Annotated in this window: 15 protein-coding genes; 7 read left to right on the forward strand and 8 right to left on the reverse strand. The window is 72.7% G+C overall.

All coding sequences use genetic code 11. The features are described 5' to 3' along the window. Positions 1 to 42 precede the first annotated feature (42 nt). The gene (locus LPC08_RS21535; protein WP_230450279.1) at positions 43 to 1491 is read right to left on the reverse strand and encodes an alpha/beta hydrolase; all 1449 of its coding nucleotides are present in this window, start codon (positions 1489 to 1491) and stop codon (positions 43 to 45) included. Positions 1492 to 1703: 212 nt separating this feature from the next. Here LPC08_RS21535 and LPC08_RS21540 point away from each other — a divergent pair, with 212 nt between their 5' ends. Further along, complete coding sequence (locus LPC08_RS21540; RefSeq protein WP_230450280.1) at positions 1704 to 2765, forward strand: AI-2E family transporter; 1062 nt, start codon at positions 1704 to 1706, stop codon at positions 2763 to 2765. A gap of 443 nt (positions 2766 to 3208) precedes the next feature. Here LPC08_RS21540 and LPC08_RS21545 read toward each other — a convergent pair whose 3' ends face one another. From LPC08_RS21545 to LPC08_RS21575, 7 genes are all read right to left on the reverse strand, one after another. Next, positions 3209 to 4669: a GntP family permease gene (locus LPC08_RS21545; RefSeq protein ID WP_230450281.1), complete on the reverse strand. Its 1461-nt coding sequence runs from the start codon at positions 4667 to 4669 to the stop codon at positions 3209 to 3211. 4 nt (positions 4670 to 4673) lie between these two features. After that, the gene (locus LPC08_RS21550) at positions 4674 to 5804 is read right to left on the reverse strand and encodes a patatin-like phospholipase family protein (protein ID WP_230450282.1); all 1131 of its coding nucleotides are present in this window, start codon (positions 5802 to 5804) and stop codon (positions 4674 to 4676) included. Between the two features lie 139 nt (positions 5805 to 5943). Continuing rightward, complete coding sequence (locus LPC08_RS21555; RefSeq protein WP_230450283.1) at positions 5944 to 6924, reverse strand: asparaginase; 981 nt, start codon at positions 6922 to 6924, stop codon at positions 5944 to 5946. Then, positions 6921 to 8582, reverse strand: a complete 1662-nt coding sequence (locus LPC08_RS21560; protein ID WP_230450284.1) for an MFS transporter — start codon at positions 8580 to 8582, stop codon at positions 6921 to 6923. Before LPC08_RS21560 ends, LPC08_RS21555 begins: the two co-directional genes overlap by 4 nt. A gap of 23 nt (positions 8583 to 8605) precedes the next feature. Continuing rightward, positions 8606 to 9619, reverse strand: coding sequence for a glutaminase A (glsA, locus tag LPC08_RS21565; protein ID WP_230450285.1), 1014 nt, complete (start codon positions 9617 to 9619; stop codon positions 8606 to 8608). Between the two features lie 106 nt (positions 9620 to 9725). Further along, entirely contained in the window at positions 9726 to 12785 is a 3060-nt protein-coding gene (locus LPC08_RS21570) for an efflux RND transporter permease subunit (RefSeq protein WP_230450286.1), read from the reverse strand. 1 nt (position 12786) lies between these two features. Further along, positions 12787 to 13767 (reverse strand): efflux RND transporter periplasmic adaptor subunit, encoded by a 981-nt coding sequence (locus tag LPC08_RS21575; protein WP_230450287.1) that lies wholly within the window; start codon positions 13765 to 13767, stop codon positions 12787 to 12789. Positions 13768 to 14066: 299 nt separating this feature from the next. Between LPC08_RS21575 and LPC08_RS21580 the strand changes: the two genes are divergently transcribed. Genes LPC08_RS21580 through LPC08_RS21605 form a run of 6 tightly spaced genes read left to right on the forward strand, consistent with a single transcriptional unit; the run spans position 14067 to position 17925 of the window. Then, positions 14067 to 14582 carry a Na+/H+ antiporter subunit E gene (locus LPC08_RS21580; RefSeq protein ID WP_230450288.1) on the forward strand — a complete coding sequence of 172 codons (516 nt, stop codon included), beginning with the start codon at positions 14067 to 14069 and terminating at the stop codon, positions 14580 to 14582. Next, positions 14569 to 14856, forward strand: coding sequence for a monovalent cation/H+ antiporter complex subunit F (locus LPC08_RS21585; protein ID WP_230450289.1), 288 nt, complete (start codon positions 14569 to 14571; stop codon positions 14854 to 14856). The genes LPC08_RS21580 and LPC08_RS21585 overlap by 14 nt, the downstream gene beginning before the upstream one ends. A 9-nt stretch (positions 14857 to 14865) precedes the next feature. After that, positions 14866 to 15156, forward strand: a complete 291-nt coding sequence (locus tag LPC08_RS21590; protein ID WP_230450290.1) for a monovalent cation/H(+) antiporter subunit G — start codon at positions 14866 to 14868, stop codon at positions 15154 to 15156. Then, a complete protein-coding gene (locus LPC08_RS21595) occupies positions 15153 to 16091 on the forward strand; it encodes a hydrogenase subunit MbhD domain-containing protein (protein ID WP_230450291.1) in 939 nt (312 codons plus the stop codon). The genes LPC08_RS21590 and LPC08_RS21595 overlap by 4 nt, the downstream gene beginning before the upstream one ends. After that, positions 16088 to 16405 carry an NADH-quinone oxidoreductase subunit K gene (locus LPC08_RS21600; protein WP_230450292.1) on the forward strand — a complete coding sequence of 106 codons (318 nt, stop codon included), beginning with the start codon at positions 16088 to 16090 and terminating at the stop codon, positions 16403 to 16405. The genes LPC08_RS21595 and LPC08_RS21600 overlap by 4 nt, the downstream gene beginning before the upstream one ends. After that, positions 16405 to 17925: a complex I subunit 5 family protein gene (locus tag LPC08_RS21605; RefSeq protein ID WP_230450293.1), complete on the forward strand. Its 1521-nt coding sequence runs from the start codon at positions 16405 to 16407 to the stop codon at positions 17923 to 17925. Before LPC08_RS21600 ends, LPC08_RS21605 begins: the two co-directional genes overlap by 1 nt. The last annotated feature ends 20 nt before the right edge of the window (positions 17926 to 17945 follow it).

Raw genomic sequence — 17945 nt, forward strand, 5'->3', positions numbered from 1 at the left:
ATCATTCTCCAGAAGGAATGGGGTGGCAAGCCCGGCGGGCGTTCAGCGGGCGGCCGGGATGGTCCGCCCGATCCGCTCCATCATCTCGTCGAAGAAGGGGTTCGACGACATGCGGACCAACGCGTCCAGGCTGATCGCCAGGATGCCGCGCTCCCCGCGCGGGGCCACCGTCCCGAAATGCACGCCGAAATCCTCGTCCGCCGGATCCGGCTCCATCCCGTAGAGCGAATCGCCCAGCGGGAAGGGCAGGGCGACATGGGAGAGGGAGAAGACCCCCGCCGGGTAGCGGTCGCGCAGCGCCACCTCCCGCGTGTCCGTCTCGCCGGGCTCGGTCACCCGCGCCACCATGGCGTCCGTGCCCGGCCCGGCGTTGGTGATGACGATGGTGCGGTAGCGCCGCGGCCCGGACGGCAGCAGCCGGTTCAGCGCCGTCTCCGTCCGCGGCGCGAAGAGCGTGCCCAGCTTGGCGTTGCGGTTGACGTCGAACAGCACCAGCTCGCTGCCGTTCTCCGGCAGGACACCGTAGAGCGAGCGGATCACCGCGGGCGTGCTGACGGTGAAGTCGACCACCGACTGGAAGGTCAGCACGGGCGGCAGCCCCTCCAGCCGCCCGTCGCGCGCGCGCTTCTCCAGCCGGGTCTGCAAGGCGCGGGTCAGGCGCCAGGATTCGGAGGCGCCGTTCACCGGGAAGGAGTTGTACTTGAAGGGGTTGAACTCCGAGACGATGCCCAGCCAGGCGGCCTTGGCGAAGCGCGGCAGCAGCGCGGGGAGACCCGCCAGCCCGGCGAAGCGGGCGAATTCCGTGACGCCGACCATGGGCGCGATCAGCACGATCTGCGTCGGCCGCACCAGCTTCGGGTCGTCCAGCGCGTCCATCGCGTGCTTCATCGCCAGCGCGCCGCCGTTGGAGAAGCCGACGAGGTGGACCGGCCCCTCCGGCACGCGCCGCCGCGCCTCGCGCATGGCCAGCCGCGTGGCGGCCATCCAGTCCTCCCAGGACACGGAGGCCAGCCCGGCCGGCACGGTGCCATGCCCGGGCATGCGGATGCCGATCGCGACGAAGCCCCGGTCGCGGTAGAAGGCGGCGACGTGGCGCATGCTGTAGGGCGCGTCGGTCAGCCCGTGCAGCAGCACCACCGCGCCGTGCGGCGGGCCCTCCGGCTCCAGGAGGAAGGAGCGGTTCCAGTCGTGCCGGAAGTGTCCCGGATAGACGGGGCTGCCCTCGAAGTAGCGGTTCAGCGGCACCCGGTCCTCGGGCGGGAGGCGGTGCGTCACCTCGTCGCGCACGAAGGTGAAGGCCCGCTCCTCGGCGGCGAGGTAGCCGGCCCAGTCCGCCGCGTCGATCTGCGCCACGCTCAGCTCGGGCGGCTCCCGCAGGTGCCAGGCTTCGAGGTCCGGGCCGGATTCGGTGATCCAGATCCGCAGGCCCAGCAGCGCCACGGCGGCGCCAAGGGCGACGAAAAGGGATCGGCGCAGAAGACGGCGCAGCATCAGGGGCAGGCACCCTTCGGTTCCATGGGACATCCCTCGTGGGGCTGGGCAGCCCGGCCGGCGCCCCTGCCGCCGTTCATAGGCCAGGAGCCCGCGACCGGCCAGGAATCCCCTCGCGAACTCGCGAGCCATAGGGTTACAATCGTTGACGGCGCCGGGCATCCCCGCCATGCCTCCGTGCCGGACTGAGCAAGCCACCGGGCGAGAGGCGCATGACGACGGACCAGGGTTTGCGTGTGCGCTTCGCCGGTGATCCCGCCCTTCGCACCACCACCGGGCTCTGCGCCGCGGTGCTGGTCTTCGCCGCGCTGCGCGAGGCCGCCTCGGTCTTCGTGCCCGCCGCCTTCGCGCTCTTCATCATCGCCGTTGTCTGGCCGCTGCAGCGCCTGCTCGAACGCTGGCTCCCCAAGGGCCTGGCCCTCATCGTCTCGCTGGTGGTGGCGCTGTTCACCGTGGTGAAGCTCGCCACGCTGGTGGCCTGGGGCTTCGCGCGCGTCGGGCAGTGGACGGTGTCCAACGCCTCCCGCTTCCAGGAGATCTACCTGCGGCAGGCGGAGTGGCTGGAGGGGCACGGCATCCCCGTCGCCGGGCTGGTGGCGGACCACTTCGACATGCGCTGGGTGGTCTGGCTGGCCCAGAACGTCACGGGCCAGCTCCAGGGCTTCGTCAGCTTCCTGACCGTCACGCTGGTCTTCACCATCCTCGGCATGCTGGAGGTGGGGATCATCCGCGACAAGCTGGTCACCATGGGCCGCAACGGCGAAGGCACCCGGCTGCTGCGGGCGTGCCAGCAGATCGCCGCCAAGCTGCAGACCTACATGCTGGTGCGCAGCGTGATGAGCGCTCTGACCGGCCTCTCGATCTGGGCCTTCGCCCTGGCCGCGGGGCTGGAACTGCCGGTGGAATGGGGCGTGATCGCCTTCGCGCTGAACTACATCCCCTTCCTCGGCCCGCTGGTGGCGACCGTCTTCCCGACCCTGTTCGCCGCCTTGCAGTTCGGCTCCTGGGAAATGCCTCTCTTCGTCTTCCTCAGCCTGAACGCCATCCAGTTCCTCTCCGGCAGCTACATCGAGCCGCGGCTGGCCGGGCGGGCGGTCTCCGTCTCGCCCTTCCTCGTCCTCTTCGCCGTCTTCTTCTGGTCCTTCCTCTGGGGCATCGCCGGCGCCTTCATCGGCATCCCGATCACCATCGCCCTGCTGATCGTCTGCGCGCAGTACGACAGCACGCGCTGGGTGGCGCAGCTTCTCTCAGGCCGCGGCGGCGTCTCGGGCTGAACCGGACAGCCGCCGCCCGCTCATACGGGCGGCGGGATGCGCCGGTCCCGTGCCGGCGCAGGGTGCGCCCGTTCCCCGGGGGCAAGGCGCTGCCTCGCCCCCGATACCCCCACTCCGCCAGGACCCTGCGGGCCCTGGACCCGATCAGCGCTGCCGCGGGACAGCCGGACACGGGGTCACAGCGCCGAGGAGCATGGCTCCTCGGCGGGCACGGCCGCAGCACTCACTGACGCCTTCAAAGCTATTCCAGAGTCCCGCCTGTCCGCGCTCTGTCAGGGTTCAGCCCGCAGGCTGACGGCGGCCACGAAGCACCAGACTCCCAGCGGGGACCGGGGCCCGCTTGTGGCCCCGGCAGGGGAGGGTCTGGGAGGGGACGGCGTCCCCTCCCGGTCCCCCGCCGGAACACGACGGCACCACGGGTCAGGTCCATCCTGCCGTCGGTATCAGAAGGAGCCGAGCAGGCTGCCGAGCGCGATCACCACCACCAGCGCCGCGAGGGCGCTGAGGACGCTGCCCACGAAGATGTCGAGGTAGCCATCCTTATGGCTGGTGCCGCAGACGGCAAGCAAGGTCACGACGGCGCCGTTGTGGGGCAGGGCGTCGAGCGTGCCGGCGCCGATGACGGCAACGCGGTGCAGCAGGCCCGGATCGATGCCGTGCTGGTCCGCGATCTGCAGGAAGGTAGGGCCCAGCGTGTCGAGGGCGATGGTGAGGCCGCCCGAGGCGGAGCCGGTCAGCGCCGCGAGGATGTTGGTCGCCACCGCGAGGGAGACGAGCGGCCCGCCGCCGATGCCCAGCACCTGGTCGCGCACCGCCGCGAAGGCCGGCATGGCCGCCACCACCGCGCCGAAGCCGACCAGGCTGCCGACGCCCAGCACGGGAAGGACGGCGGAGTTGGCGCCGGCATCCAGCGTCTCGCGCAGCGAGGGCAGGCGGGGGCGATTCAGCACCACCAGCACCAGGCAGGCCGCGAAGAGCGCGACCACCACGGACCACACGCCCGCCACCGCGCCGATCGAGGTGCCGCCCCAGCGCGGTTCGGCCAGGAAGGCGGTATCCATGTTGGGCAGCACCACGGCGGTCATCAGCAGGTTCACCAGCAGCACCACGGCGATCGGCGCCGCCGCGATGGCGAAGCTGGGCTCGGTCGCGCCGTGCCGGCCGTGCCGCGCCTCGGCCGGGTCGAACTCGGTGGTGACGACACAGTGCTCGCGGATCGCCGGGTCCCCGGCGGCGCGGTCGGCGGCCTCGCTGCCCGGCCCCTCGTAGCGGTAGCCCTCGCCCGCCCGCCGCGCCCGCGCCTCGCGGAAGGCGAGCCACCACAGGCCGAGCCCAGCCATCACCGCCGCGGCGATGACGCCCAGGCCGGGCGCGGCCCAGGGCGAGGTGCCGAAGAAGGGCATCGGGATGGCGTTCTGGATGGCCGGCGTGCCCGGCAGCGCCGACATGGTGAAGGTGGAGGCGCCGAGCATGATGGCGCCGGGCATCAGCCGGTGCGGGATGTCGGCGGCGCGGAACATGGCATGGGCCATGGGGGCGAGGACGAAGAAGGCCACGAAGAGGCTGACGCCGCCATAGGTGACGAGCGCCCCGGCCAGCACCACCGCCAGCATCGCGCGCCGCGTGCCCAGCCAGGCCGTCATGCCATGGGCGATGGCCGTGACCGAGCCGCTGTCGTCCATCAGCTTGCCGAAGACGCCCCCCAGCAGGAAGAGCGGGAAGAAGGCGGCGATGAAGCCGGCGGCGCCTCCCATGAAGGTCTGGGTCCAGTGCGCGAGCAGCGGCTCTCCGGCGAAGAGCGCCGCAACCAGGGCGCCCAGCGGGGCGAGGAGCAGCACGCTCCAGCCCCGGAAGGCCAGGGCCATGAGCAGGCCGAGGCCGACGAGGATGCCGAGGAGGCCCATGGCGTCACACGCCCTCCAGCAGCTTGGCCAAATCCGCCGAGGAGCGCCGGCCGAGGTTCTCTCCGCTCTCCGTCAGGAAGCGGCTGGCCGTGCGCCGCCCCTCGTCGCGCAGATAGGTCAGGAACTCCCATTCCGCGTTCAGCTTGGAGGAGTAGCCGAGGTCGATCATCGCGGGGCTGGAGATGATGTGGATTCGGAAGCTGGCCCAGCGCGCCCCTTCCACCTTGCCGGGATCGATGCTGATGCCCGACTGCTCGATCAGCTGCTGCAGCAGGGCGATGCCGCGCAGCTCCTTGATGATCGTGGCGTTGAAGGAGATCTCGTTCAGCCGGTTCTGGATCTCGGCCGCGGTGCGCGGCGTGCCGGGGCGGGTCACGGGATTGATCGCCACCAGCACCAGGTCGTCCGCCGAGCCGCCGTCGCGGACCAGCGGCGTGATGGTCGGGTTCCCGGCATAGCCGCCATCCCAGTACGGCTCGCCGTCGATCTCCACCGCCTGGAACAGGGTGGGCAGGCAGGCCGAGGCCATCAGCACCTGCGGCGTCACCTCGGCATTGCGGAAGACCCGGCCGCGGCCGGTCTGGACGTTGGTGGCGGTGACGTAGAGGCGCTGCGCCGCATGCGCCAGCCGGTCGAAATCGACCGTCTCCTCCAGCACCGCGCTCAGCGGGTTGGCGCCGGTAAGGTTCAGGTCGTAGGGCGAGACCAGCCGCGCCATCATGTCCATCGCCAGGAAGGCGGGCGAGGTGTCCAGCGTCCAGCGGCCCAGCAGGACGTCCAGGGGGCTGCGCTTCAGCGGGCTGAGCAGGGCGGAGCGCGCGACGGCCGCCCAGAACTTCTCCAGCGCCGCACGGGCGCCATCGCGCCCGCCCTCCTGGTAGCCCGCGACCATGACGGCCGCGTTCATGGCGCCGGCGGAGGTGCCGCTGATTGCGTCGATCTCCAGATCGCCCTCTTCCAGCAACCGGTCGAGCACACCCCAGGTGAAGGCCCCGTGCGAGCCGCCGCCCTGCAGCCCCAGGTCGACCGGCAGCGGGTGGCGCCGCGCCGCGCCAGGATTCCGGCGGGAGGGCGCGGGGGCCGCGGGCGCGTCAGGCCTGGTTGGCGGATTGCTCCCGCCGGTCGTCTCACTCATGCTGGCCTCCGGTTCGATGATGGGCCTTGGGCCATCCGGCATGGCGGGATGGCCCGGAACGGAAAGACGGTCGGCAGCCAGATCGCACCGCGGCCAGATCGATGCATGCGCCGTGCCGTGACACGCCACTGGCACAGGGTCACTGGTACGGCAGGAATGCCTCGCCCACTGGACGCGGCGCGCCGGGGCGCAGCGCCAGGCCCAGCAGCAGCCGCGCCTTGAGGCCCGGCAGCAGCCCCGCCGGCACCAGCCCCCGCCCGATCAGGTCGATCTCCGCCCCCGCATAGCCGTAGGTTTTGGTGAAGACCGGCCCGGCGGCCACGCGCGAGGCCAGCACCACAGGCATGCGCTGGGCAAGGTCGCCCAGCAGCGGCGCCAGGCCGGCCGGAACGTGGCCGGCGCCCATCCCCTCCAGCACCAGCCCAGCATAGCCCAAACCGGGCAGGGTTGGCAGCAGCCTTCCATCCTCGCCCATCGCCATGCGCAGCAGCGCGACCGGCGCGGGAGCGCCCGCCGCGGCCGGCAGCGTGGGCAGGCGCGGCAGCCGGGCGTGCAGCCGTACCCGGCCCTCCGCCACCAGCCCCAGCGGCCCGAAGCCCGGGGAGGCGAAGGCGGAGGTCAGCGCCGTGTGCGACTTCTGCACGAAGCGCGCCGCGTGGATCTCGTCGTTCAGCACCACCAGCGTGCCCAGCCCGCGCGCCTCGGGCGAGGCGGCGACGAGGGCGGCGGCCAGCAGGTTGGCCGGCCCGTCCGCGCCCGGTGCCGTCGCCCCGCGCATCGCGCCGACCACCACCACGGGCTGCTCCCCCGGCACCAGCAGGTCGAGGAGGAAGGCCGATTCCTCGATGGTATCGGTGCCCTGGATCACCACGGCGCCGTCGCAGCCGGCGGCGAAGCCGGCCTCGATCTCCGCCGCCACCGCGACCAGCTCGGCCAGCCCCAGGGAGGGGCTGGCGACGCGCAGCGGCGAGCGTGCCTCGATCGAGGCGACCTCCGCCAGCGTCGGGACGGAGGCGACCAGCTCGGCCGCCCCCAGCTTCGGCGCGATCCCGCTGCCCTCGCCCGGCACCATGGTGATGGTGCCGCCCAGCGAGAGGACGAGAAGACGTGGCCTCGTCATGCCGGGGCCTCCTCCTCCTGCCGCGCCGCCGCGGCGGCGCCGGGGGCGGGGACCGGCGGGCTGTCCGGGATCTCGCCGGGACGGTAGGCCGGCAGGCGCCCGGCGGGGATGATCGCCAGCAGCGACACGGCCGCCATGATCAGCAGCCCGATCTTCAGCGCGCGCAGCCGGGATTCGGCGTTGACGCGCACCGCCTCCTCGACGACCTCCGGCGGCGCGCCGGTGCGCTGCATGATCTCCAGCAGCCGGTCGTTGCTGACGAAGTTGACGCTGTCGAGATCGATCTGCGACACCACCGCGGCCGGCAGGCGCGGGTTCTCCGCGACGCGGTAGAGGATCGCGCTGCTCAGCAGCCCGACCAGCAGCGCGCCGGCGAGCGCGGTGCCGACCCCGGCCGCCAGGTTCTGCGTGGTGCCGCGCAGCGAGCCGACATCGCCTGCCAGCTCCTTCGGCGCGGCGGTGACCAGCACGTTGAAGACCAGGGTCACCAGCGCGCCCTGGCCGATGCCGAAGGCGATGAGCCCGAACATGACGGCGACGGCCGACCAGTCGTTGCGCACCACCCAGGCGAGCCAGAGCAGCGCCAGGGTGCAGAGGGCGAAGCCGAGACGGCCGATGTGGCGCGGCGCCAGGATGGGGTAGAGCCGCACCACCAGCATGGCGGTGAAGAAGACCGTCAGGTTGAAGGGCAGCATGGCGACCGCCGTCTCGATCGGCGAGCGGCCCTGGATGATCTGGATGTAGAGCGGCACGGAGAAGTTCAGCATCGCCTCCAGCGCCACCACGGCGAACATGGCCTTGACCGCCGCCCGTTCCTGCCCCGAGGTGATGACGCGCAGGTCCAGCAGCGGCGTCTTGCCCGACGCCTGCCGCCGCCGCGTCCAGGCGATGAAGCCCTGCAGCAGCACGAGGCCGATCACGATCATCACCGGCGCGGGCGAGAGGCCCAGCAGGTCGAAGGGCGCCCCCGGCCGCGCGAGCCCCAGGCCCCAGCGGTTGAGGTTGTTGAAGCCGAAGACGGTCATCACGATCGCGGCGGCCGCCAGGACCACGCCGACGAGGTCGATGCTGACCTCCGGCCGCTCCGCCTGGGGCTTGAGCCGGAAGCTCAGGAAGAAGACCAGCGCCGAGACGGCGATCAGGATGCCGAAGACCGGGCGCCAGCCGATGAAGGTGCCCAGCAGCCCGCCGATCAGGAAGGCGGCGACCCCGGCCGCGGCCCGGGCGGAGCCCAGAGCGCCCACCGCCGTCGCCTGCTGCTGGCCATGGTAGTGGTGGGCGATCAGCGCCACCAGCGCCGGCACGATCACGGCCGCGGCCAGCCCGGCGAGGAGCTGGGCAAGCAGCATGATCGTCGCCGCCGGGCTGACCACCATCAGCACCTGCGCCACGCCGAACAGCGCGACGACGATCCGGAAGACCCGGGTGGAGCCGAAGCGCTGCACCAGCTTGGCGCCGAGCATGACGAAGCCCGCCACCGCGAGGGAGTACATCACGATCCCCGTCGCGACGGTCGTGGGCGGCACGCCGAAGCTGTTGACCATGCCCGCCAGGGAGACCGGCAGCGCCGCCACGTTGAAGGACATGATGGCCTGGCCGAGCGCGATCGCGATCATCGGCACCCAGGATTCCTGCGGCGCCGTTGCCGTTCCTTGCATTGCCGTCCCTTCCTTTGCCATCGTCATGAGGCCACGTCCTGGGGCTGCGAGGCGAACAGGTTCAGCCCCAGCCGTTCGGAGAGCAGCTTGGTCGCGAGTTGCCCGCGCACGCTGTTGCCCGCCTCGTCGAGGGGCGGCGAGAAGGTGCCGAGCCCGCCCTTGCCCGGCGCGACGGTGACGATGCCGCCGCCCACGCCGCTCTTGCCCGGCAGCCCGACCTCGTACAGCCAGTCGCCGGATTCCTCGTAGAGCCCGGCGGTGGCCAGCACCGCCAGCACGCGCTTGCAGTGCGCCGCGTCGATCACCCGCTCGCCGGTCACCGGGTTCACCCCGCCATCGGCCAGCGTCGCCCCCATCACCGCCAGATCGCGGGCGGTGACGAGCAGCGAGCATTGCTTCGTGTAGACGTCGGTGGCTTCCAGCGCGTCGAAGTACATCCGGCCGTAGCCTTCCAGCAGCTTGGCGATGCCGCGGTTGCGCAGGTTGGTCTCCGCCTCGGAGCGATAGATCTCCTCGTCCAGCGCGAGCTCGCGCCCCGCGAAGCGGGAGAGGCCGTCGCGGATGAAGCGCCACTTCGCCTCGGCCGTGTCGCCGGGGGCGAGGCTGGCGGTGGCGATGGCGCCGGCATTGACCATCGGGTTCATGGTGCGGTCGGCATTCAGCTCGATCGCCATCACCGAGTTGAAGGGCAGGCCGGTGGCGTTCACCCCGACCTTCTCGCGCGCCGGCTCCGCGCCGATCGCCTGGCAGACCAGGGCGAAGACGAAGGGCTTGGAGACGCTCTGGATCGAGAAGGCGTGGTCCACGTCGCCCACCGCATGCACGGTGCCGTCCGTCTCGACCACGCAGAGGCCGAAGAGGTGGCGCGGCACGGCAGCCAGCGCCGGGATGTAGTCGGCGACCTTGCCCTCGTCATTCCCGCGGTAGCGCTCGTGCGCCTCCGCCAGCAGCAGGTCCACGCGCTCCCTGGGCGGCAGGCGGCCGGTGGAGACGAGGCCCTCCCCATCGGCTTCGTCGGCGAACAATCGGCTGTGCATCACGCGGAACTCCTGACGGTTTCCCCCGGAGCGCAGAAGAGAGGCTTCGGCGCGGCCCTGTAAACAGGAACGCGCCACCCGTTACATCATGCCGCGCGACGGCGGGTCAGCCGGCCCGCGTGGCGAGGCGGCTCTCGAACCATGTCACGTAGAGCACCGGCAGGAAGACCAGGGTCAGCAGCGTGCCGCCCATCAGCCCGCCCATGATGGCGAAGGCCATGGGCCCCCAGAACACCGTCGGCGTGATCGGGATCATGCCCAGGACGGTGGACATCGCCGTGAGCAGGATCGGCCGCAGGCGGGAGGAGCAGGCGAGCACCGCCGCCTCCCGCACGCTGTGCCCGGCCGCTCGCTCGTCCTCGATCTGGCTGATCAGGATCACCGCGTTCTTGGCGATCATCCCCATCAGCGACAGCACGCCCAGGATCGCGACGAAGCCCAGCGGGCTGTTGGAGGCGAGGAGCGCGATCACCACGCCGATCAGCCCCAGCGGCACCACGCTGATCACCAGGAACAGCCGCGCGAAGGTCTTCAGGTGGAAGATCAGCACGGTCGCCATGATGAAGAGCATCGCCGGCACCACCGCGGCCACCGAGGCCTGGGAGCGCGCGCTCTCCTCCACGATGCCGCCCGTCTCGATGCGGTAGCCGGGCGGGACCTTCGCCGCGGCCTCGGCGATGGCCGGTGCCAGCGCCTCCACCACGTCGTTCGGCAGCACGCCGCGCGGCAGGTCCGCCTGCACGGTCAGGGTCGGCTCCCGGTTGCGGCGGTGGATCAGCGGGTATTCCTGCTCGTAGTCGAAGGTCGCGAACTGGCTCAGCGGCACGGTGCGGCCGCCGGCGATGGGGATCTGGAGGGTGCGCAGCGTGTCGACGGACATGCGCTCCGCCTCCACCGCCCGGACCACCACGTTGATCAGGTAGATGCCGTCGCGCATCTGCGTCACCGTGGTGCCGGAGATGGCGGCGTTCAGCGCGCTGGCCACGGCGGCGGAGCTGAGGCCCAGCCGCCGCGCCTCGTCCTGGTCCACCCGGACGCGAAGCTGGCGGGCGGGCTCCATCCAGTCGAAGCTGGTGCGGCGCGTCTCGGGCCGGCCGGCGACGATGCGGGCCAGGTCCATGGCGATGCCGCGCACCACCTCCACGTCGGGGCCGCTCACCCGGTACTGGATCGGCCAGCCCACCGGCGGGCCCAGCTCCAGCGGATAGACGCGGCTCACCACCTCCGGGAACTGCTCGGCCAGCACCTTCTCCAGCGCGTCCTGCAGCCGCTCGCGGGAGGCGAGGCCCTTCGAGATCACCACCATCTGGGCGAAGAAGTCGTTGGCCGGCTGCACGTCGAGCGGCAGGTAGAAGCGGATGGCGCCGCGGCCGATGTTGCTGCTCCACTCCGCCACCTCGGGGGCCAGCTGCGGGTCGTGGGCGAGCAGCTCCTCCAGCCGCGCCACGGCCGCATCGGTGGCGTGGATGGAGGCGTTCTGCGGCAGGGTCAGGTCCACCAGCAGCTCGTTGCGGTCGGAGGCGGGGAAGAACTGCTGGCTGACGAGGCGCATGCCGGCCACGGAGAGGCCGAACAGCAGCAGCGTCGCCGCCAGCGTCACCCAGCGCAGCCGGATCGCGCCGCCCAGGAAGGACTGGTAGGCCCGCACCAGCCGCCCCGGCCCCGCGGCGGCACCCGGCTTCGGCCGCTTCAGGATCAGCACGCCGATCAGCGGCGCGAAGATCACGGCCACGAACCACGAGACCAGCAGGGCGATCGCCACCACGGCGAAGATGGAGAAGGTGTATTCCCCCGCCGAGCTCTGCGCGAAGCCGACGGGCACGAAGCCCGCGATGGTGACCAGCGTGCCCGCCAGCATGGAGAAGGCGAGCTTGCTGTAGGCGTAGGTCCCCGCCGCCTCCATCGTGTCGCCCGCCGCGAGCCGGCTGATCATGGCGTCCACCGTGGTCATGGCGTCGTCCACCATCAGGGCCAGGGCGATGATCAGCGCGCCCAGGGAGATGCGCTGCAGGTCGATGTCCACCGCCTGCATGATGGGGAAGACGATGGCGAGGGTGAGGGGGATGGCGATGGCGACGATGGCGCCCGGCCGCACGCCCAGCGCGATGAAGCTGACCACCAGGATGATGGCGATGGCCTGCCAGAGCGATTCCATGAACTCGCCGATGGCGATGTCCACCGTGCGGGGCTGCTCGGCCACCGCATGCGCCTCCACCCCCACCGGCAGGTCGGCCACGATCCGCCGGATCGTCCGGTCGATGTTCTGGCCGAGCTGGAGCACGTCGCCGCCGTCGCGCATGGCGATGCCCAGCCCGATCGCCTCCCTGCCGTTCACCCGGAACATGGGCTGCGGCGGGTCGGCGAAGCCGCGGCGGACCTCGGCGATGTCGCTCAGCCGCAGGATGCGGCCGCCGACGGAGAAGTTCACCGCGCGGATGTCCTGCTCCGACTCGAACTGGCCGGAGACGCGCAGCAGCAGCCGCTCCGGCCCGCCCTCGATGGTCCCGGCGGGGGCGACGATGTTCTGGGCCTGCAGCGCCGCGATCAGCATGGCGCGGTCGATGCCCAGCCCCGAAAGGTTCTCCATCGAGAATTCGACGAAGACCCGCTCGTCCTGCGCCCCGATCATCTCGATGCGCGACACGTCGGGCACCTTCAGCAGCTCGGAGCGGGCATCCTCGACGAAGTCGCGCAGCTCGCGATGGGTGAAGCCGTCGGCGGTGAAGCCGTAGATGATGCCGAAGGTGTCGCCGAACTCGTCGTTGAAGAAGGGTCCCTGCACGCCGGCGGGCAGGGTGTGGCGCATGTCGCCGACCTTCTTGCGCACCTCGTACCAGATGTCGGGGATGCGGGCGCCGCTGGTGCTGCCGAGCAGGTCGATGAAGATCAGGCTCTGCCCCGGGCGGGTGAAGCTGCGCAGCCGGTCCAGCCCCTCCGTCTCCTGCAGGCGCCGCTCCAGCCGCTCCGTCACCTGGTTGAGCGTGTCCTCCATCGAGGCGCCGGGCCAGTTGGCCTGCACGACCATGGTGCGGATGGTGAAGACCGGGTCCTCGGCGCGGCCGAGGCGCAGGAAGGCGAGGGTGCCGGCGGCGATGGCGACGATCATCATGTAGACGACGATCGACCGGTGGTTCAGCGCCCATTCCGACAGGTTGAAGCGCTTCACGTCAGGACGCCTGGCCCGGCAGCCGCACCTTCTGCCCGGGGCGCAGCGCCTGCACCCCGGCGGTGACCACCACCTCCCCCTCCTTCAGCCCGGAGGCGACGACGGCGCGCACCGCGTCGTAGCGCGCGACCTCCACGGCGCGCAGCGAGACCGTCGCGGCCGCGGGGTCCACCACCCAGACGGCCGGCCGGCTCTCCGCGCGCGTCAGGGCGGTGGCCGGGATGGCGATCCCGGCGACGCCGCCGATCTGGATGCTGCCATTGACGGTGGAGCCGAGGCGCATCGCCTCCGGCGGCCGGGTCAGGCCGACCCGGACCCGGAAGGTCCGCGTCACCGGATCGGCCTGCGGCGCGATCTCGCGCACGCGGCCGACGGCGCGCACGGCCGGGTTGGCGGTCAGGGCGACCGTGACCACGGGGTCCGGGGCCGCGCCTTCCATGACCCGCGACGGCACGTCGAACACCGCGTCGCGGCCGCCTTCCCGGGCGATGGTCACGACCATCTGGCCCGGCGCCACCACCTCCCCCGGCTCCGCGCCGCGCCGGGTCACGACACCGTCCGAATCCGCGAAGAGATCCGTGTAGGAGAGCTGCGTCTCGGCGGTGCTGCGCTGCGCGAGGTTGGCGTCGAGCTGCGACTGCGCGGCCTGCAGCGCGCGCATCGCATCGTCGTAGGCGGCGCGGGTGGCGAAGCCGGACCGCAGGAGCTGGTTCTGCCGGTCGTAATGGTTGCGGGCCTGCACGAGCTGAGCCTGCGAGGCGGCGACCGCGGCGCGCGCAGCGCGCAGCGCGTCGAGCTGCGTGGAATCCTCGAGATGCGCGACGAGCTGGCCGGCCTGGACGCGGTCGCCGACATTGACGGGGCGGTCGATGATCCGGCCGCTGATGCGGAAGGCGAGGGCGACCTCCTCCATCGCCTCCACCTGCCCGGTCAGCGTCACCGTCTCGCCGCCGTCGCTGGCGGCCGCCACGACGACGCGCACCGGCCGCGGCGGCTCGGGCGCCGCCTGCTCGGCAGGGCCGCAGGCACCCAGCGGAAGCAGCAGGGCGACCGCGGCCCGCCGGAGCCAGGGGCGAAGGGGCGACGGAGGTGCTGCTTGCTGGCGCGGCACGTATGACGACGCAAAGCGGTTCATGAGGTTGCCCGCTTCATCCAGTCCATCCGCCATACGTCGTATACCTGCCAGGAAACTCGGCGACGTGATTACGCCACGGCACTGTTCCACCACGGGGCTTTATCGTGTACCTCACGGTTCTGTAAACGTCGGATTTGTTGCAAGCCATGGACTCCCCCGCCCCGGTCGATGCGGCCCGGGTCCGGCGTCGTCGCTCCGCCCTGCCGTGGCGTGCCACCGCGTTTCTGGCCGCCTGGATCGTCATCGCCGGCGCGGCGCCGGCGGAGCTGGCGGTGGGACTCGTGACCTCGTGCGCCGCGGCCTGGGTCAGCCTCTTCCTGCTGCCACCGGGCCTGCATCGTCTGCACGCGCCCGCGCTCGTCCGCTACGTCCTGCATGTGGCGAGGCAGTCCGTGCTCGGCGCCGTCGAGGTGGCGGGCCTCGCCCTCCAACCGCGCCCGCCGCTGCGGCCCGGCTTCGTGGTGGCGCCGCTCGACGTGCATGGCGGGGCGCGCGCCGTCTTCTGCGCCGCCGCCAGCCTCGTGCCCGGGACGTTGCCGGTGCGCGCGGTGCCGGATGGCGGTATCCTGTTGCACGCGCTCCGCTGCGACCGGCCGGTGCTCGACGGCTGGCGGCAGGACGAGGCGCTGTTCCGCGCGGCGGTGGCCGATGCCGGGCGCTGATGCCGGGCCGGCGGCCATGCTGCTGACCGGTGCGGCGGTGCTGGCGCTGCTGATCACCTTCGCCGGGCTGTGGCCGCTGCTGCGCGTCGGCGCCGCGGCCGACCGGATGATGGGGATGCAGCTGCTCGGCTCCGGCGTGATCGCGGCGCTGCTGCTGCTGGACGCGGCGCATGCCGTGCCGGGCGTGCTGGACGTCGCCCTGGCGCTGGCGCTGCTGGCCCCCTTCGCCTCCGTTGCCTTCGTGCTGAGCGGCCGGCGCAGGCCGCCCGGCTAGGGAATGGGGATGGCCCTGCTCCTCGACCTGCTGTCCGCCGCGGCGATCCTGGCGGGGCTCGGCTTCCTCGCGGTCGGCACGATCGGGCTGCTGCGCTTCCCGGACACGCTGACCCGGCTGCATGCGCTGACCAAGGCGGACACGCTGGGACTCGGCCTGATCGTGCTGGGGCTGCTGCCGCGCGCGGGCGGCCTCCTCGCCGCCCTCAAGCTGCTGCTGATCTGGGGGCTGGTCCTCCTGGCCGGGACGACCGTCTCCCAGCTCATCGCCGGCGCTGCGCGCGAGAGGGAGGAGCCGTGATCGCCCTGCTGCCGGATGCCGTCCTCTGCGCCGCCATCCTCGGCTTGGCCGCCTGCTCCGTCGCGGTGCGCCAGGAAGGCCGCGCGGTGCTGGCCTTCCTCAGCGGCGGGCTGCTTCTGGCGCTCGCCTGGGTGCGGCTCGGCGCGGTGGACGTGGCGCTGACCGAGGCCGCGGTCGGCACCCTGTCCGGCGTCCTGCTGCTGCGCGCGGCGGCGCGGCTGCGCGGCTCCCCCGGGACGCCGGCCTGGCCAGGCCGGGGGCAGCGCCTCGCCGCGGGCCTGCTCTGTGCCGCCGTGGCGCTGGGGCTGATGGCGGCGGTCCTCTCCCTGCCGGAACCGGCGCCGAGCCTGGCCGACGCGGCCGCCGCGGGCCTGCCCGCGCTGGGCCTGGGCAATCCGGTGACGGCGGTGCTGATCGGCTACCGCGCCCTGGACACGCTGCTGGAGAAGGTCGTGCTGCTGCTCTCCCTGGCCGGGGTCTGGTCGCTGACGCCGGACGGGTTCTGGGGGGGCCGGCCCTGGCACCGCACGGGCCCGGCGGAGCCGGCGCTGGGGCTGCTGGCGCGGCTGCTGCCGCCGCTGGGCCTGCTGCTCGGGGTGCATCTCGTCTGGGTCAGCGCCGAGGCGCCGGGCGGCACCTTCCAGGGCGGCACCATCCTCGCGGCGATGGGGCTGCTGGCGGTCATGGCCGGCCGGGCGGAACTGCCGGCGCTGGCCGACCGCCGCGCCCGCTGGGTGCTGGCCGCCGGGCCGGCCGCCTTCTTCGCCGTCGGGCTGGCGGGCTACGGCCTTGCCGATGGCTTCCTCGCCTACCCCGCCTGGGGGGCCAAGCCGCTGATCCTGGTCGTCGAGTTCCTGCTGACCCCCTCCCTCGCCCTGCTGCTGGCGCTGCTCCTCGCCGGACCGGCGGAGCGCCCGCCGGAGCCGCGGCCATGACGGGTGCCACCCTGTTCGGGCTGCTGGGCGCCGTGCTGGTCGGGATCGGCCTCTACGGGGTGATCGTGCACCCGCGGCCGCTGCGCCGGATCCTGGCCTTCAACCTGCTGGGCGGCGGCATCTTCCTGCTCTTCGGGACGGTGGCGCGGCGCGGCGCCGGCGCGGGCTTCGGCGGCGATCCGGTGCCGCAGGCGATGGTCATCACCGGCCTCGTCGTCGCCTTCGCCGCCACCGCCCTGGCCGTGGCTTTGCTGCTGCGGCTGGTGGAGGAACGGCGCCGCGGCGCCGCGGCGGCGGAGCCGGACGCCTCCTGATGCAGGCCCTGCCCGCGGCGCTCGTCGCCTCCACCCCCGGCGGCATCCTGCTGGTGCTGGCCCTGGCCGTGCCCTTCCTGGGCGTGCTGGCGATGCTGGTGCTGCAGGGGCGGCGGGCCGAGCGGCTCGCCCTGCTGGCGCTGGGCGCCTGCCTCGCCGTGGCGCTGGCGATCGGCGGCACGGTGCTCGTCACCCGCCGCGCGCTGGTGGAGGTGGTGGGCGGCTGGACGCCGCCGCTGGGCCTCGCGCTGCGGGCAGACGGGCTCTCGGCGGCGCTGCTGCTGACCACGGCCCTGGTGGTCTGCGCCGTCGCCGCCTTCGCTTGGCTGGGGGCGGGGATGCACAGCCCGGAATCCGGGCCGGAGCGGCGCGCCCCGGCGATGTTCTGGCTGCTGCTGGTCGGGCTCTGGGGCTCGCTGAACGCCGCCTTCCTGGGCCAGGACCTGTTCAACCTCTACGTCGCGCTGGAGCTGCTGACCTTCGCCGCGCTGCCGCTGGTCTGCCTGGACGGCCGGGCGGCCACGCTGGAGGCGGCGCTGCGCTACCTGGTCTTCGCGCTGCTCGGCTCCGTGCTCTACCTGCTGGGCACGGCGCTGCTCTACGGCGCCTACGGCACGCTCGACATCGCCCTGCTGCGGCAGCGGGTGCTGCCGAACCCCGCCAGCCTCTGCGCCGCGGCGCTGATGACGGTGGGGCTGCTGGCCAAGGCGGCGCTGTTCCCGCTGCACCTCTGGCTGCCGCCCGCCCATGCCGGCGCGCCGGCGGCGGCCAGCGCCCTGCTCTCCGCCCTGGTGGTGAAGGCGCCGATCTTCCTGGTCGTGCGGCTCTGGTTCGACGCCATGCCGATGCTGCTCGGCCTGGCCGCGGCGCAGGTGCTGGGGCTGCTGGGCGCGGCGGCGATCCTGGTCGGCAGCGTGCTGGCGCTGCGCCAGCCGCGGCTGAAGCTGGTGGTCGCCTACTCCACCGTGGCGCAGATCGGCTACCTCTTCCTGGTCTTCCCGCTGGTCGCCGGCGCCTCCCTGACCGGGAGTCAGGAGGCCTGGATCGGGGGTGCGCTGCAGCTCGTCTCGCATGCCTGCGCCAAGGCCTCGATGTTCCTTGCCGCCGGGCTGATCGCGGAGGCGCTGGGGCACGACGACATGACGCGGCTGGGCGCCGCCGCCCGCGCATTGCCGATGACCGTCCTGGCCTTCGGCCTCAGCGGCCTGTCGCTGATGGGGCTGCCGCCCAGCGGCGGCTTCGCGGCCAAGTGGCTGCTGCTGCTGGCGGCGGTCGGCAGCGGGCAGTGGTGGTGGGCGCTGGTGCTGCTGGCGGGAGGGCTGCTGACCGGCGGCTACGTCTTCCTCGTGCTGAGCCGCGCCATGGCCGGGGGGGGAGGGGAGGCCCGCCCGGTCGGCCTCCTGCGCGAGCTGGTGGTGCTGGCCCTGGCCCTCGCCTCCGTGGCCATGGGCTTCGTGCCGCTGGCCTCCTTCGGGCTGCTGGGGATCGGCCGGCTGCCCGGGCCGGGGGTGGGACCGTGAGACGGGGGCCGCGGCGAGGC

The sequence above is a fragment of the Roseomonas sp. OT10 genome, assembly GCF_020991085.1.
Taxonomy (GTDB): domain Bacteria; phylum Pseudomonadota; class Alphaproteobacteria; order Acetobacterales; family Acetobacteraceae; genus Roseomonas; species Roseomonas cutis.

Excerpts from the sequence above, each read along its gene's own strand:
- LPC08_RS21535 (WP_230450279.1), bottom strand. The coding sequence starts at position 1,491 with ATGCTGCGCCGTCTTCTGCGCCGATCCCTTTTCGTCGCCCTTGGCGCC.
- LPC08_RS21540 (WP_230450280.1), top strand. The coding sequence starts at position 1,704 with ATGACGACGGACCAGGGTTTGCGTGTGCGCTTCGCCGGTGATCCCGCC.
- LPC08_RS21545 (WP_230450281.1), bottom strand. The coding sequence starts at position 4,669 with ATGGGCCTCCTCGGCATCCTCGTCGGCCTCGGCCTGCTCATGGCCCTG.
- LPC08_RS21550 (WP_230450282.1), bottom strand. The coding sequence starts at position 5,804 with ATGAGTGAGACGACCGGCGGGAGCAATCCGCCAACCAGGCCTGACGCG.
- LPC08_RS21555 (WP_230450283.1), bottom strand. The coding sequence starts at position 6,924 with ATGACGAGGCCACGTCTTCTCGTCCTCTCGCTGGGCGGCACCATCACC.
- LPC08_RS21560 (WP_230450284.1), bottom strand. The coding sequence starts at position 8,582 with ATGCAAGGAACGGCAACGGCGCCGCAGGAATCCTGGGTGCCGATGATC.
- glsA (WP_230450285.1), bottom strand. The coding sequence starts at position 9,619 with ATGCACAGCCGATTGTTCGCCGACGAAGCCGATGGGGAGGGCCTCGTC.
- LPC08_RS21580 (WP_230450288.1), top strand. The coding sequence starts at position 14,067 with ATGGACTCCCCCGCCCCGGTCGATGCGGCCCGGGTCCGGCGTCGTCGC.
- LPC08_RS21585 (WP_230450289.1), top strand. The coding sequence starts at position 14,569 with ATGCCGGGCGCTGATGCCGGGCCGGCGGCCATGCTGCTGACCGGTGCG.
- LPC08_RS21590 (WP_230450290.1), top strand. The coding sequence starts at position 14,866 with ATGGCCCTGCTCCTCGACCTGCTGTCCGCCGCGGCGATCCTGGCGGGG.
- LPC08_RS21600 (WP_230450292.1), top strand. The coding sequence starts at position 16,088 with ATGACGGGTGCCACCCTGTTCGGGCTGCTGGGCGCCGTGCTGGTCGGG.
- LPC08_RS21605 (WP_230450293.1), top strand. The coding sequence starts at position 16,405 with ATGCAGGCCCTGCCCGCGGCGCTCGTCGCCTCCACCCCCGGCGGCATC.